The organism is Actinomycetospora straminea (genome assembly GCF_028737255.1).
Taxonomy (GTDB): Bacteria; Actinomycetota; Actinomycetes; order Mycobacteriales; family Pseudonocardiaceae; genus Actinomycetospora; species Actinomycetospora straminea.
Genome location: NZ_JAQZAN010000002.1, coordinates 124,555 through 138,084 on the forward strand (window position 1 = coordinate 124,555; position 13,530 = coordinate 138,084).

The 13,530-nt window shown below is 75.8% G+C and carries 12 protein-coding genes; 5 read left to right on the plus strand and 7 right to left on the minus strand.

Annotation, left to right across the window (positions count from 1 at the left end; translation table 11 throughout):
- Nucleotides 1–33: 33 nt before the first annotated feature.
- Complete coding sequence (locus tag PH190_RS03835) at nucleotides 34–636, plus strand: TetR/AcrR family transcriptional regulator (RefSeq protein ID WP_274230173.1); 603 nt, start codon at nucleotides 34–36, stop codon at nucleotides 634–636.
- Between the two features lie 65 nt (nucleotides 637–701).
- The gene (locus tag PH190_RS03840; protein WP_274230174.1) at nucleotides 702–2,618 is read left to right on the plus strand and encodes an MFS transporter; all 1,917 of its coding nucleotides are present in this window, start codon (nucleotides 702–704) and stop codon (nucleotides 2,616–2,618) included.
- Nucleotides 2,619–2,729: 111 nt separating this feature from the next.
- Here the strand turns inward: PH190_RS03840 and miaA are convergent, their stop codons facing one another.
- The gene (miaA, locus tag PH190_RS03845; protein ID WP_274230175.1) at nucleotides 2,730–3,644 is read right to left on the minus strand and encodes a tRNA (adenosine(37)-N6)-dimethylallyltransferase MiaA; all 915 of its coding nucleotides are present in this window, start codon (nucleotides 3,642–3,644) and stop codon (nucleotides 2,730–2,732) included.
- The gene (locus PH190_RS03850) at nucleotides 3,641–4,384 is read right to left on the minus strand and encodes a class III extradiol ring-cleavage dioxygenase family protein (protein ID WP_274230176.1); all 744 of its coding nucleotides are present in this window, start codon (nucleotides 4,382–4,384) and stop codon (nucleotides 3,641–3,643) included. Before PH190_RS03850 ends, miaA begins: the two co-directional genes overlap by 4 nt.
- A gap of 139 nt (nucleotides 4,385–4,523) precedes the next feature.
- Between PH190_RS03850 and PH190_RS03855 the strand changes: the two genes are divergently transcribed.
- On the plus strand, nucleotides 4,524–5,963 hold the full coding sequence (locus PH190_RS03855) for a DUF349 domain-containing protein (protein WP_274230177.1): 1,440 nt from the start codon (nucleotides 4,524–4,526) through the stop codon (nucleotides 5,961–5,963).
- Here PH190_RS03855 and PH190_RS03860 read toward each other — a convergent pair whose 3' ends face one another.
- Genes PH190_RS03860 through PH190_RS03870 form a run of 3 tightly spaced genes read right to left on the minus strand, consistent with a single transcriptional unit; the run spans nucleotide 5,964 to nucleotide 9,348 of the window.
- Complete coding sequence (locus PH190_RS03860; RefSeq protein WP_274230178.1) at nucleotides 5,964–6,407, minus strand: Rv2732c family membrane protein; 444 nt, start codon at nucleotides 6,405–6,407, stop codon at nucleotides 5,964–5,966.
- A gap of 3 nt (nucleotides 6,408–6,410) precedes the next feature.
- Nucleotides 6,411–7,913 carry a tRNA (N6-isopentenyl adenosine(37)-C2)-methylthiotransferase MiaB gene (miaB, locus tag PH190_RS03865; RefSeq protein ID WP_274230179.1) on the minus strand — a complete coding sequence of 501 codons (1,503 nt, stop codon included), beginning with the start codon at nucleotides 7,911–7,913 and terminating at the stop codon, nucleotides 6,411–6,413.
- Between the two features lie 22 nt (nucleotides 7,914–7,935).
- Nucleotides 7,936–9,348, minus strand: coding sequence for an APC family permease (locus PH190_RS03870; protein ID WP_274230180.1), 1,413 nt, complete (start codon nucleotides 9,346–9,348; stop codon nucleotides 7,936–7,938).
- Nucleotides 9,349–9,419: 71 nt separating this feature from the next.
- Here PH190_RS03870 and PH190_RS03875 point away from each other — a divergent pair, with 71 nt between their 5' ends.
- Nucleotides 9,420–10,376: a TAXI family TRAP transporter solute-binding subunit gene (locus PH190_RS03875; RefSeq protein ID WP_274230181.1), complete on the plus strand. Its 957-nt coding sequence runs from the start codon at nucleotides 9,420–9,422 to the stop codon at nucleotides 10,374–10,376.
- 46 nt (nucleotides 10,377–10,422) lie between these two features.
- Here PH190_RS03875 and PH190_RS03880 read toward each other — a convergent pair whose 3' ends face one another.
- Nucleotides 10,423–11,877: a sensor histidine kinase gene (locus tag PH190_RS03880; protein WP_274230182.1), complete on the minus strand. Its 1,455-nt coding sequence runs from the start codon at nucleotides 11,875–11,877 to the stop codon at nucleotides 10,423–10,425.
- Between the two features lie 3 nt (nucleotides 11,878–11,880).
- Complete coding sequence (locus PH190_RS03885) at nucleotides 11,881–12,555, minus strand: response regulator transcription factor (protein WP_274230183.1); 675 nt, start codon at nucleotides 12,553–12,555, stop codon at nucleotides 11,881–11,883.
- Between the two features lie 232 nt (nucleotides 12,556–12,787).
- Here PH190_RS03885 and PH190_RS03890 point away from each other — a divergent pair, with 232 nt between their 5' ends.
- Nucleotides 12,788–13,516 (plus strand): amino acid ABC transporter ATP-binding protein, encoded by a 729-nt coding sequence (locus PH190_RS03890; RefSeq protein ID WP_274230455.1) that lies wholly within the window; start codon nucleotides 12,788–12,790, stop codon nucleotides 13,514–13,516.
- The last annotated feature ends 14 nt before the right edge of the window (nucleotides 13,517–13,530 follow it).

A 13,530-nucleotide genomic window follows, 5' to 3' on the forward strand; every position in this document is an offset into this window, starting at 1 on the left:
CAGAGACTGCAAGATCGGCCTAGAGTGGTCGTCGTGACCACGGGACTGCGCGAGCGCAAGAAGCTCCGGACGCGGCGCGCGCTCGGCGCGGCGGCGCTCGAGCTCGCCGTCACCCACGGGCTCGCCGAGGTCACGGTCGAGCAGATCGCCGAGGCCGCCGACGTCTCACCGCGCACCTTCTTCAACTACTTCTCGTCGAAGGAGGAGGCGGTCGTGGCCGCCGACGTCGAGCGGGCGCGCGACATGGGCGAGCGCCTCGCCGCCCGTCCCGCGGGCGAGCCGGTGCTCGAGTCGGTGCGCGCGGTGATGCGCGCGATGCTCGGCGACGCCCCCCGCTCGCGGGAGTGGATCGCCCAGGCCCGCCTCGTGAAGTCCGAGCCGTCGCTGGTGCCCCAGCAGCTCGCGGCCTACGCCGCCTCGGAGCGCCGCCTCACCGCGATCCTCGCCGAGCGCACCGGCCTCGACGCGACGGACCTCTACCCGGCGGTCACCGCGGCCGCGGTCATGGCGGCGATGCGTGTGGCCACCACCCGCTGGCTCGAGTCCGACGAGCACGGCGACCTCGCCGGCGTGGTCGACCGCGTCATCGACCTGCTCGCCGACGGCCTGCGCGACGCGCCCGCCCCCGGTCCGTGACGCCCGGCCCGCACCCGACGCCGGTCCGGCCCCACCACCCCTCGCTCCCCTCCCGGAGAACCTCCATGTCCTCGCCGACGGCGACGGCCCCCTCGACGGCCCCCGCCACCCGCCACGTCCTCGTGGCCCTGTCGGGGCTGCTCATGGCCCTGTTCGTGGCGATCCTGTCCTCGACGATCGTGTCCAACGCGCTGCCCCGGATCCTCGCGGACCTCGGCGGCACCCAGGCGCAGTACACCTGGGTCGTCACGGCGTCGCTGCTGGCGATGACCGCGTCGACGCCGATCTGGGGCAAGCTCGCCGACCTCTTCTCGAAGAAGCTGCTCGTCCAGATCGCGATCACGCTGTTCATCGTCGGCTCGATGCTCTGCGGCCTGACGACGGGCACCGCCGAGCTCATCGGCTTCCGCGTGATCCAGGGCCTCGGCATGGGCGGGCTCATGGCGCTGGCCCAGGTCGTGATCGCCGCCATCATCCCGCCGCGCGAGCGCGGCCGGTACTCCGGCTACCTCGGCGCGATCATGGCCGTGGCGACGGTCGGCGGCCCGCTCATCGGCGGCGTCATCGTCGACACCATCGGCTGGCGCTGGTGCTTCTACGTCACCGTGCCGATCGCGGTCGTCGCGCTGGTCGTCCTGCAGCGCACGCTGACGGTGCCGACCGTCGAGCGCGAGGTGCACATCGACTACGTCGGCGCCGTGCTCATCGCGGCCGGCGTGTCCGCCCTGCTCATCTGGACCTCGCTCGCCGGACACCGGTTCGCGTGGGGCTCGTGGTCGTCGGTCGCCTGGGTCGGGGGCGGCGTGCTCGCCCTCGTGCTGGCCGTGGTCGTCGAGTCGAGGGTGCGCGAGCCGATCGTCCCGCTGCACCTGTTCCGCAACCCGACGGTCGCGCTGGCCACCGTCGCGGGCCTGTTCGTCGGCGTCGCGATGTTCGGCTCCACGGTCTACCTGTCGCAGTTCTTCCAGCTCGCCCGCGGCGCGACGGCCACCGAGGCCGGCCTGCTCACGCTCCCGATGATCGCCGGGCTGTTCCTGGCGTCGACGATCGTCGGCCAGCTGATCACCCGCCACGGCCGGTGGAAGCCCTACCTCGTCGGCGGCGGCGTCCTGCTGACCCTGGGCCTGCTCGGCGAGGGGCTGTTCGTCAGCGCGACCGTCCCCTACGGCGTGCTCGCGGTGTTCATGGCGATGGTCGGCGTCGGGGTCGGCGCGACCCAGCAGAACCTCGTGCTCGCGGTGCAGAACCAGGTCGCGATGAGCGAGATGGGTGCGGCCAGCTCCACCGTCGCGTTCTTCCGCTCGCTCGGCGGCGCCGCCGGCGTGGCCGCGCTGGGCGCGCTGCTGTCCACCCAGGTCACGAGCGCGATCAGCTCCGGGCTCGCCGCGCTCGGCCTCCCGGGCGCCGGCGTGTCGGGTGGGCAGATCCCGGACCTCGCGACGCTGCCCGCCCCGGTGCGGACGGTGATCGAGAACGCGTACGGCGACGCCATCGCCACCCTGTTCCTCGTCGCCGCCCCGCTGGCGCTGATCGCGCTGATCGCGATCCTGTTCCTGCACGAGGTGCCCCTGCGCCGCACGATCGACGTCGAGGAGATCGCGCCCGCCGCCCGGCACGAGGCCGGGACCGGCGCGACCGGCGCCGACACGGTGCGCCTGCGCCGTCCCGCCCTGCGCGGGACCGTGCGTCACGAGGGCGAACCAGCGCCGGGCGCGGTGCTGACGCTGGTCGACGCCGACGGCCGCCAGCTGGGGCGCGCGGTCGCCGGCGCCGACGGGGTCTACACGCTCGACGCGGCGACGGCGGGGCGCCCGCACCTGCTCGTCGTGCAGTGGCGCGGCACCCCGCACGTCGAGGCGCTGGGCGGCACCACCGGCCCGCAGGACCGGGACGTCGCCCTGGTCACCGACCTCGCGGCCACCGGGCGGCACGCCCGCGCCGGGCTCGACGCGCCGACGGTGTCGCTCGCCGCGGAGCGGTAGGGCGGCGCCACCACCTCCCCCGCCACCACCTCGGGGTGATCAGGAGGCCGAAAGGCACCTCCGCGGACGCCCCGAGGTGCGTGGCGTCCTGCTGATCTCGGACCCGGGCACTCAGTCCACGAGGGCCAGCACCGCGCGCACGAGGTCCGGGGCGTCGGCGTCGAGCCAGTGCACGCGGGCGTCGCGCCGGAACCACGAGCGCTGGCGGCGCACCAGCCGCCGGGTGGCGACGACCGTGCGCCGCCGGGCCTCGTCGAGGTCGATCGCGCCGTCGAGGTGGTCGAGCACCTCGCGGTAGCCCACCGCCCGCGACGCCGTGACCCCCTCCCGCAGCCCCCGACCGGCGAGCCGGCGGACCTCCTCCACGAGCCCGCCCGCGAGCATCCCGTCGACCCGCTGCGCGATCCGCTCGTCCAGCCGGGTGGTGTCGCGGTCGAGGCCCACGAGCACGGCGTCGTGGCGCGGGGTGCCGGGCCGCGGGAGGCTCGCCGCGAACGGGCGCCCGGTGAGCTCGACGACCTCGAGCGCCCGCACGATCCGCCGCCCGTTGCTGGCGAGGATGGTCTGCGCGGCGTCGGGGTCGCGGGCGGCGAGGCGGGCGTGCATCGCCGGCGCGCCGACCTCGGTCAGCTCGGCGTCCAGGCGGGCGCGCAGGGCCGGGTCGGTGCCCGGGAAGTCGAGGTCGTCGAGCACCGCCTGGACGTAGAGCCCTGACCCACCCACCACCAGCGGCACGCGCCCCCGCTCGCGGATCGCGTCGACCGCGGCCCGGGCGTCGCGCTGGTAGGCGGCGACGGTGGCGGTGTCGGTGACCTCCAGGACGTCGAGCAGGTGGTGCGGCACCCCGCGCCGGTGCTCGGGCGGGAGCTTCGCGGTGCCGACGTCCATCCCGCGGTAGAGCTGCATCGCGTCGGCGTTGACCACCTCGGCCCCGGGTGCCCGGCGCGCCAGCTCCTCGGCGAGGTCGAGGGCGAGGTCGGACTTGCCGGTCGCCGTCGGGCCGAGCAGGGCGATCGGACGGGTCACGCGGTCGAGGTTGCCAGCTCCCACACCGCCACGTGGTACGCGACCCCGTACGGCGCCGAGGTGTGCTCGAGGCGCGCCGAGGCCGGGCGCGGCACGGCCCCCGCGAGCACCTGCCACGGCACCCGACCGGCGACGAGCAGCTCGTCGGAGAGCGCCGGGTCGAGGCCCGCGAGCGCCGCCGCGTCCCCCGCGGCCAGGGCGTCGGCCACCACCCGGTCGTAGGGCCACGCCCGCTCGTCGAGGGCGCCGGGGGCCCGGGCCGTGTGGGTGGCGGCGCCGTCGCCGAGCACGAGCAGGACGTCGTGGCCGTCGGCGGCGGCGAGGTCCTCCCCCGCCCGCCGAGCGTCCTCGGGGGTGGTGTCGCGCGGCAGGACGCGGGCGTCGATCCGCACCGCGTCGCCGGCGGGCCCGGCCTGGCCCCGCAGCCACCCGGCGACGAGCACCGGCAGCGGCAGCTCCGGGTCGGGCGCGCGGGCGGGGTCCGCCTCGGGGGTGGCGGGACCGGCGAGGGCGACGCGGACGTCGGCGCCGAAGCCGGCGAAGGTGCCGCACGTGCCCGGCGGGTACGCCGACGCCGCCGGGCCGGCGCCCACGGCCAGCCAGCGCTCGCCGGCCGCGGCCAGACGGAGCGCCACCGCGCGGCACGCGTCGCGGAGCGCGGCCGTCTCGGCCGCCGCGGTCCCGGCGAGCTCCGCGGCGAGCAGGGGCGGGTGGGGCACCACCGCCGCCGTCACGATCACTGTGCCGAGGCTATCCGCGCGGCGGCGGTCCGGCACACGCTGCGGCCCCCACCGTGCCCCCGACCGGGCAGGGAGTTCCGGCCCGGTCGCCGGACCTGCTTGAATGCCCGGACCGTAGGAGCGGGAGGTGTCGGGCTCGATGACCGACGAGCAGGCCGCGGAGGTCCCGGTGGCCTCGGCGGTCACGCGCGCCCCGGAGGCCCCCGAGGCACCGCAGGCCCCGCAGGCCCCGCAGGCCGCCGACGTCCCCGACGTCCCCGACGGGGCGGACCCCGCCGAGGGGGCCGTCCCACCGGCCCCGCCGGTCGCGGCCGCGCCGACCCCCGGCCCCACCGGGAGCGCGCCGTCGTTCCCGTCGGTGAGCTCCGCCGCGAGCGACCCGGGCCGCTGGGGGCGCGTCGACGCCGACGGCACGGTGTACGTGACGACGGCCGAGGGCGAGCGGGCGGTCGGCTCCTGGCAGGCCGGCGACGCCACCGAGGGCCTCGCGCACTTCGCGCTGCGCTTCGACGACCTGCGCACCGAGACCGACCTGCTGGTCCGCCGCCTCACCGCCGGTCGCGGGGACGCGCGCGCCATCCTGCGCAGCGCCACCGCCCTGCGCGAGCGCCTCGCCGACGCCGCGGTCGTCGGCGACGTCGTCGGGCTCGGGCACCGTCTCGACGCCGTCGTCACCGCCGCCGAGCAGGCCGAGGAGACCGAGCGCGCGGCCCGCGCGGGCGCCCGCGACGACGCCGTCGCGCGCAAGGAGGCCCTCATCGCCGAGGCCGAGACGCTGGCCGAGGAGACGACGCGCTGGAAGCACGCCGGCGACCGCTTCCAGGCGATGATCGAGGAGTGGAAGTCGGTCAAGGGGATCGACCGCAAGACCGACGACGCCCTCTGGAAGCGCTTCTCCCGGGCGCGCGAGACCTTCGCCCGCCGCCGCGGCGCCCACTTCGCCGAGCTCGACCGGGCCCGCACCGCGGCCAAGGGGCGCAAGGAGGAGCTGGTCGCCGAGGCCGAGTCGCTCGTCGACTCCACCGACTGGGGACCCACGGCCGGGCGCTACAAGGAGCTCATGGCCGACTGGAAGGCCGCCGGGCGCACCAGCAAGGAGGCCGACGACGCCCTGTGGGCGCGGTTCCGGGGTGCCCAGGACACGTTCTTCTCCCGCCGGTCGGCGGCGTTCTCCGCCCGCGACGCCGAGTTCGAGGGCAACGCGGCGGCCAAGGAGGAGCTGCTCGCCGAGGCCGCGCGCATCGACCTCGCCGACACCGACGCGGCCCGCGCGGCGCTGCGGGACGTGCAGGAACGCTGGGACGCGATCGGGAAGGTGCCCCGCGAGCGGGTGCGCGAGTTCTCCGCGCGGCTCAAGGAGGTCGAGGACCGGGTCCGGGCCGCGGTCGACCGCCGCTGGCAGGCCACCGACCCCGAGACCGAGGCGCGCGTCGGGCAGTTCCGGGCGCGGGTCGAGCAGTACGAGGCCCAGGCCGCGAAGGCCCACGCCGCGGGCGACCGCCGCCGCGCGCAGGAGGCCGAGCGCCAGGCCGCGCAGTGGCGCGAGTGGCTCGCGGCCGCGGAGGACGCGACCCGGTAGCTACCGCCGCGAGAACGCGTAGCTCGCCCAGCGCACGGCGAGCACGATCATCGCCAGCAGGGCGAGCCACAGCCCGATCCCGGGCCCGGTGCCGGCGCTGGTGTTCTGCGACCAGATCGCCCACAGCCCCGTCACCGACGTGATGGTGCACCCGGCCGCGGTGACGAACACCGCCGGCCAGCGCCCGGTGAGCAGGCAGACCGCGGTGCCGACCACGCCGAACACCACCGCGAGCGTGCCGAACAGCTGCGGCAGGCCGGTGACGCCGGGCCGGCCGAGGACGACCTCCCAGCCCGAGGCGCCGAGCCCGGTCCACGGCAGCACCGCGGCGAGGAGCAGCACGAGCACCGCGACGGCGGCGACGAGCGCGCCGGGCCCGAAGTCGACCCGCGCCGAGGGCCGGGGCGGCGCCGGCGGGCGGCCGTCGGTGGAGCGGTCGGTCACGGCTCAGACCTCCTGCAGGGTCGCCGAGCAGCCCGCGGGCTCGGGGGCGACGGCCGGCGGCCCCAGCGTCGGGAGTCCCAGCCCCGTGGTGCGCGGCGTGGTGGGCCGCTGCCCCGCGGCGTGGGCGTCGCCCGCGCGGGTGCGGCGGTGGGTCAGGACGTCCCCGTCGGCGACGACGTGGTGCGGCGCGCCGTAGGTGGCCCGGACCGTGACGACGTCCCCGGGGCGGATCGCGTCGGCGGTGCCCGTCGGCGTGAAGTGCACCAGCCGGCCGTCGCGGGCCCGCCCGCTCATCCGCCGGGTCGCGGTGTCCTTGCGGCCCTCGCCGGTGGAGACGATCAGCTCGAGCTCCCGCCCGACCTGCTCCCGGTTGAGCTGCAGCGCGATGTCCTCCTGCAGCGCGACGAGCCGGTCGTAGCGCTCCTGGACGACCGCCTTCGGCACCTGGTCCGGCAACGTCGCGGCCGGCGTCCCGGGCCGCGGCGAGTACTGGAACGTGAAGGCCTGGCTGAACCGCGAGGCCTCGACGACGCGCAGCGTCTCGGCGAAGTCCTCCTCGGTCTCACCGGGGAAGCCGACGATGATGTCCGTGGTCAGCGCCGCGTCGGGCATGGCCGCGCGGACCTCGTCGACGATGTCGAGGTAGCGCTTCGCGCGGTACGAGCGGCGCATCGCCTTGAGCACCCGGTCCGACCCCGACTGCAGCGGCATGTGCAGCTGCGGGCAGACGTTCGGGGTCTCGGCCATCGCGGTGATGACGTCGGAGGTGAAGTCGCGCGGGTGCGGGCTGGTGAACCGGACCCGCTCGAGACCGTCGACCCGCCCGCAGGCGCGCAGCAGGTCGGCGAACGCGGTGCGCCCGCTCGCGCGGTCCTCGAACGAGACCCCGTAGGCGTTGACGTTCTGGCCGAGCAGCGTCACCTCGAGGACGCCCTCGGCGACCAGCGCCTCGACCTCGGCGAGGATCTCGCCGGGCCGCCGGTCGACCTCCTTGCCGCGCAGCGAGGGGACGATGCAGAAGGTGCAGGTGTTGTTGCAGCCGACCGAGATCGACACCCAGCCCGCGTAGGCGGAGTCGCGGCGCGCGGGCAGGTGCGACGGGAAGGTCTCGAGCGCCTCGAGGATCTCCACCTGCGCCTCGCCGTTGTGCCGCGCGCGCTCGAGCAGCGCCGGCAGCGAGCCGGTGTTGTGGGTGCCGAACACGACGTCGACCCACGGCGCCTTCGCGACGACCGTGTCGCGGTCCTTCTGCGCGAGGCAGCCGCCGACCGCGATCTGCATCCCGGGCCGCCGCGCCTTCTCCGGCGCCAGGCGCCCGAGCTGGCCGTAGAGCTTGTTGTCGGCGTTCTCGCGGACCGCGCAGGTGTTGAACACGACGAGGTCGGCGGCGTCGGCGTCGTCGGTGTGGGAGTAGCCGGCCTCCTCCAGCACGCCCGCGAGGCGCTCGGAGTCGTGCACGTTCATCTGGCACCCGTGGGTGCGGATGTGGAAGCTGCCTGCGGTCATCACCGCCCAGGGTAGGCGCCCGTCACTTCCCCAGCGTGCTGGCGTCGAAGTCCTCCCGGCGCCCGGTGGTCAGGCGGTTCACGCCCCACAGGGCGACGCCGAGCAGCAGCAGGATCCCGGCGAACAGGTACTCCTTGGGCGGGCGCCCGGAGAAGGGGCTCGCGAGGAACGCGCACAGCACCGCGGCCACGATCGGGACGGCCGTCGGGGCGCGGAAGTGCCGGTGGCCGACCTCGTCGCGGCGCAGCACCAGCACCGCGATGTTGACCAGCGTGAACACCGCGAGCAGCAGCAACGAGGTCATGCTGCCGAGCTCGGAGATCTCGAGCAGCAGCACCAGCACGATGGCGAGCGCGCTGGTGACGACGATCGCGAGCCACGGCGTGCGCCGGCCGGGGTGCACCTTGGAGAAGGCGTCCGGGATGATCCGCTCGCGTCCCATCCCGTAGAGCAGCCGGCTGGCCATCATCATGTTGATCAGCGCCGTGTTCGTGACGGCGAAGAGCGTGATGGCCGCGAACACGACGGCCGGGAACGACGGCGACGCGGTCTGGACCACCCGGAGCAGGGCCCCGCTCTCCGCCGCGGCGAGCTCCTCGGTGGGTACCAGCGTCGAGGCCAGCAGCGCGACGACCAGGTAGATCGTGGCCGTGATGCCCATGGCGAGCAGCATCGCCCGCGGGAAGGTCCGGGGCGGGTCGACGGTCTCCTCGGCCATGTTGACCGAGTCCTCGAAGCCGACCATGGCGAAGAAGGCGAGCGCGGTCGCCGACGAGATCGCCAGCAGCACGGCGGGCTCGGAGAAGATCGAGCTGTCGGGCGCCGAGGTCGCGAACTGCCCCAGCCGCGAGGCGTCGCCGGCCCCGTTGATCACCGCCCAGGCGCCCAGCACGATGACGATCGCCAGGCCGAGGAGCTCGATGGTCGTGAGCACGACGTTCACGCGCACCGACTCGCCGACGCCCCGGAAGTTGATGACCGCCAGCATCAGCAGGAACGCCACGACCACCAGCGGCGTCACCCATCCCGGCAGCTCGCCGACGATCGCCTCGAGGTTGCGCCCGCCGAACGCCTGCGCGGCCGAGGCCGCCGAGGTGATGCCCGAGCACATCACCGTGAAGGCGACGACGAAGGTGAGGAACGGCCGGCGGAACGCCAGCTGGGTGTAGAGGGCCGCGCCCGCCGCGCGGGGGTACTTGCCGACCAGCTCGAGGTAGCTGAACGCCGTCATGAACGCGACGACGAACGCGAGCAGGAACGGCAGCCACAGCGCGCCGCCGACCCGTTCGGACACCGTCCCGGTCAGGGCGTAGATCGTCGTGCCGAGGATGTCGCCGATGATGAAGAAGACGAGCAGCTTGGGGCCGATCGCCCGGACCAGGGACCCCTCGCCCGGGGCGTCGGTCGCGGTGGCGTTCGCGGTGTCGTCGGGCACGGGGGAAGCCTGCCCGGGATGAGTGGATCGCGCACCCGTCGATCGCGCCGCCGGGCTGGCACGATGCGCGGATGAGCCGGGCCGTGGGTCGTCGCGCGGTGCTGCGCGGCGGGCTGGGCGCCGGGCTGGGCGCCGCGCTGCTCGCCGCGGGCTGCGCCCCGCCGGACGCGACCCCGGTCGTCGTCGCGACCGGGGGCCCGCAGGGCGTCTACCGCCGCCTCGGGGAGGCGCTGGCCGCGCTGTGGCGCACCGACCCGGGGGTGCCGACCGGGGTGCTGGGCAGCGAGGGGTCGGTCGACAACGTCGGGATGCTCGTGTCCGGTCGCGCACGGGTGGCGTTCTGCGCGGCGGACGTCGCGGTCGACGGCGCCGTCGACGGGGCGCGGCCGCGGTTCCCGCTCCAGGCGCTGGCGCGGGTGCACGACGACGCGATCCACGTCGTCGTGCCCGCCGAGTCGCCGATCCGACGGCTCGCGGACCTCGCGGGCCGCCGGGTGTCGGTGGGCGCGCGCAACTCCGGCGTGCTCGTCATCGCCCCGCGCCTGCTCGCCACCGTCGGCCTCACCGCCGAGCGCGACACCGACGCCGTGCTGCTCGGCCTCGACGACTCCGCGGCGGCCCTGGAGCGCGGGGAGATCGACGCCTTCTTCTGGTCCGGCGGGGTGCCCACCACCGGCGTCGACGGCCTCGCCGGCGCCCGCCCCGTCCGCCTGCTCGACCTCGGTGAGGAGACCGCGCGCCTGCGCACCCGCTACCCCGTCTACGACGTCACCACGGTGCCGGCGGGCACCTACGGTCTCGTCGACCCGATCAGCACGACGACCGTGCGCAACGTCCTGCTGGTCACCGCCGACCTGCCGGCCGACCTCGCCGAGGACCTCGTGCGCGTCATGCTGGCCAGCCGCGCGACCCTGGCGTCCGCCGACCCCGCGGGACGCAGCATCGACCCGCGCACCGCCATCGGCACCCAACCCGTTCCCCTGCACGTCGGAGCCCTCGCCGCCTTCCGCGCGGCGAAGGGACTCTGAGCCGTCACCACCTGACGTGGTCGTGACGCTGACCGGGAGGCGTCGCTCAGGTCCCTCCGGCGGCGTCCGCCGGAGGGACCGCGCTCCCCGCGGCCGCGTCCGGCCGCGGGAAGCGCAGCACCACCCGCAGGCCACCGTCGTCGGGCAGCTCCAGCGCGAGCTCCCCTCCTCCGCGCTCCGCACCCCGCGCGGCGATCGCCAGACCCAGCCCGCTGCCGGGCTCGCCCGCCGTCGAGGACGCCCGCCAGAAGCGGTCGGTGGCGCGGGCGAGGTCCGCCGGGGCGAGACCCGGACCGTGGTCGCGGACCGCGATCTCCACCCTCCCGTCGACCCGTGCGGTGGTGAGCGCGACCTCGCCGCCGGCCGGTGAGTACTTCACCGCGTTGTCGAGCACCGCGTCGAGCACGGTGGCGAGCAGGACCGGGTCCGAGCTGATGACCAGCCCCCCGGGGCCACGCCGGGTCAGCCGCAGGCCGTCGTGCTCGGCGAGCACGCGCCACGCATCGAGCCGGTCGACCAGGACGGGGTCGACGCGCACGGGGACGGGGTCGACGGGCCGCCCGTCGGTGCGGGCGAGCGCGAGCAGGGACTCGAGCACCTCACCGAGACGGTCGACCTCCTCCAGGGCCGACCCGTGCTCCTCGCGCAGCGCCGCCATCAGGTCGGGGTCCACCCGGGCGTCGGGGACGGCGAGGGCCGCGCCGACGTTCTGCATCCGCAACCGCAGCGCGGTCAGCGGGTTGCGCAGCTGGTGGCCGGCGTCGGCGACGAACGCCCGCTGGGACTCCAGCGCCTGGCTGACCCCGGCCGCCATCTGGTCGAAGTGCCGGCTCAGGCGCCGCAGCTCGGGCGGGCCGCGCCCGTCGCCGACCGGCTGGGGCGCCCGACCCGCGCGGACCGCAGCGGCGACCTGGGCGGTGCCGGCGTCGAGGCTCTCGACCGGCGCGAGGATCCAGCGCACCAGCGGCAGCGCGAGCCCCGCCGCCACCGCCAGCGCCACCAGGCCGGCTCCCGCGAGCGCCGCCCACGCGCGCAGCGTCTCCCAGCGCGCCGGGGTCGTCGGCGAGATCGTCACCGCCGCGCCGCGGACCTCGCCGCCCACGAGCACCGGCTCGGCCAGCAGCAGCGGCTCGCCGTCCCACGGCCACACGGCCTCCGGGGGCTCCGACCGCTGCCCGGCGAGCGCGAGCTGCACCCGGCGTGCCGCGGGCTCCGGGACCGTGGGTCGCGACGACGCCAGCACCCGCCCGTCCCGGTCGACGACCAGCGCGGCGATGCCGTAGATCTCGTCGTAGCGGACGAGCTCGGCGGCCAGCGCGCTCGTGTCGCCGTCGCCGACCGGGCGCTGGGCGAGCGCGGCGAAGCGGGTCGTGTCGCCGAGGCGGTCGGCGAACAGCCCCGACGTCGCAGCCGCCGCCGACGCCGCCGCGAGCGGCAGCCCCAGCCCGAGCACCAGCAGCCCGACCAGCACCGAGAAGACGACGAGCAGCCGGGCGCGCACGGATCAGGTCCCCGCGGCGAGCCGGTACCCCACGCCCCGCACCGTCGCCACCATCCCGGGGCGGGCGAGCTTGGTCCGCAGCGTGGCGACGTGGACGTCGAGCGTGCGGTCCGCGCCCGGCCACCGCCGCCCCCACACCTCGGCCACGATGCGGTCGCGGGTGCACACCGCCCCGTCGGCGTCGGCCAGCAGGGCGAGCACCGCGAACTCCTTGCGCGAGAGCGCGACGTCGGCGCCGTCGACGGTCAGCGTGTGACGGGCGCGGTCGAGGACGACGCCGTCGCCGAGGTCGGTCACCGGGGCCGGGGCGGCGTGCGGCGCCCCGTTCCCCCGGCGCCGGCGCACGGCGTGGATGCGGGCCACGAGCTCGCCGACGTCGTAGGGCTTGACCAGGTAGTCGTCGGCGCCGTGGTGCAGCCCGAGGATGCGCTCGTCGACGCTGCCCCGGGCGCTGACGACGATCACCGGGACGTCGCCCGCGTCGCGGATGCGCCGGCACACCTCGAGCCCGTCGACGTCGGGCAGGCCGAGGTCGAGCAGCACGACGTCGGCGCCGGCCAGCTTCGGGAGCACCGCGAGCCCGTGGCCGACCCGCTCGACCTGCATCTCGTGGCGGGTCAGGGCCGCGCGCAGGGCGGCGGCGACCCGGTCGTCGTCCTCCACGACGAGCACCCGCACGTCCGCCTCCTCCCGCCACGGCCGTCCGGAGTAACCCCCGGATGACGGCCCGGTGCGGCAACCCTAAGTCTTCCTCAAGAGCGTGGACGCCCCGTTCGTGGCGCTGGCACCGTCCGTCCACCACCGGTGACGCACGGCACAGCGAGGAGGTCCGCGGGAGATGAGCGACGAGACCGCGCCGGACGCGGGAGCGCCCCCCGCACCCGCCCCCACACCGGGGTCCGGGACACCGATGGTGCGCATGGCCGGGGTGGACAAGCACTTCGGCGACCTGCACGTGCTGCGCGACATCGACCTCGAGGTCGCCCGCGGCGAGGTCGTCGTCGTCCTCGGGCCGTCCGGCTCGGGCAAGTCGACGCTGTGCCGGGCGATCAACCGCCTCGAGCCGATCGACGGCGGCACCATCGAGATCGACGGCGTCCCGCTGCCGGCCGAGGGGCGCGAGCTCGCGAAGCTGCGCTCCGACGTGGGCATGGTGTTCCAGCAGTTCAACCTGTTCGCCCACATGACGATCCTCGACAACGTCACCCTCGCGCCGACCCGCGTGCGCGGCGTCCCGAAGGGCGAGGCGCAGGAGCGGGCGCGGGCGCTGCTCGACCGCGTCGGCATCGGCGACCAGTCGGGCAAGTACCCCGCCCAGCTCTCCGGCGGCCAGCAGCAGCGCGTGGCCATCGCCCGCGCCCTCGCCATGGAGCCCAAGGTCATGCTCTTCGACGAGCCGACCTCGGCGCTCGACCCGGAGATGGTCGGCGAGGTCATCGACGTCATGGGCGGCCTCGCGAAGGACGGCATGACGATGGTCGTCGTCACCCACGAGATGGGCTTCGCCCGGCGCGCGGCGCACCGCGTCGTGTTCATGGCCGACGGCGAGATCGTCGAGGACACCACGCCGGACAGCTTCTTCTCCCGGCCCGCCACCGAACGGGCCCGCGACTTCCTCGGGAAGATCCTCACCCACTAGATCGGAAGGAGCCG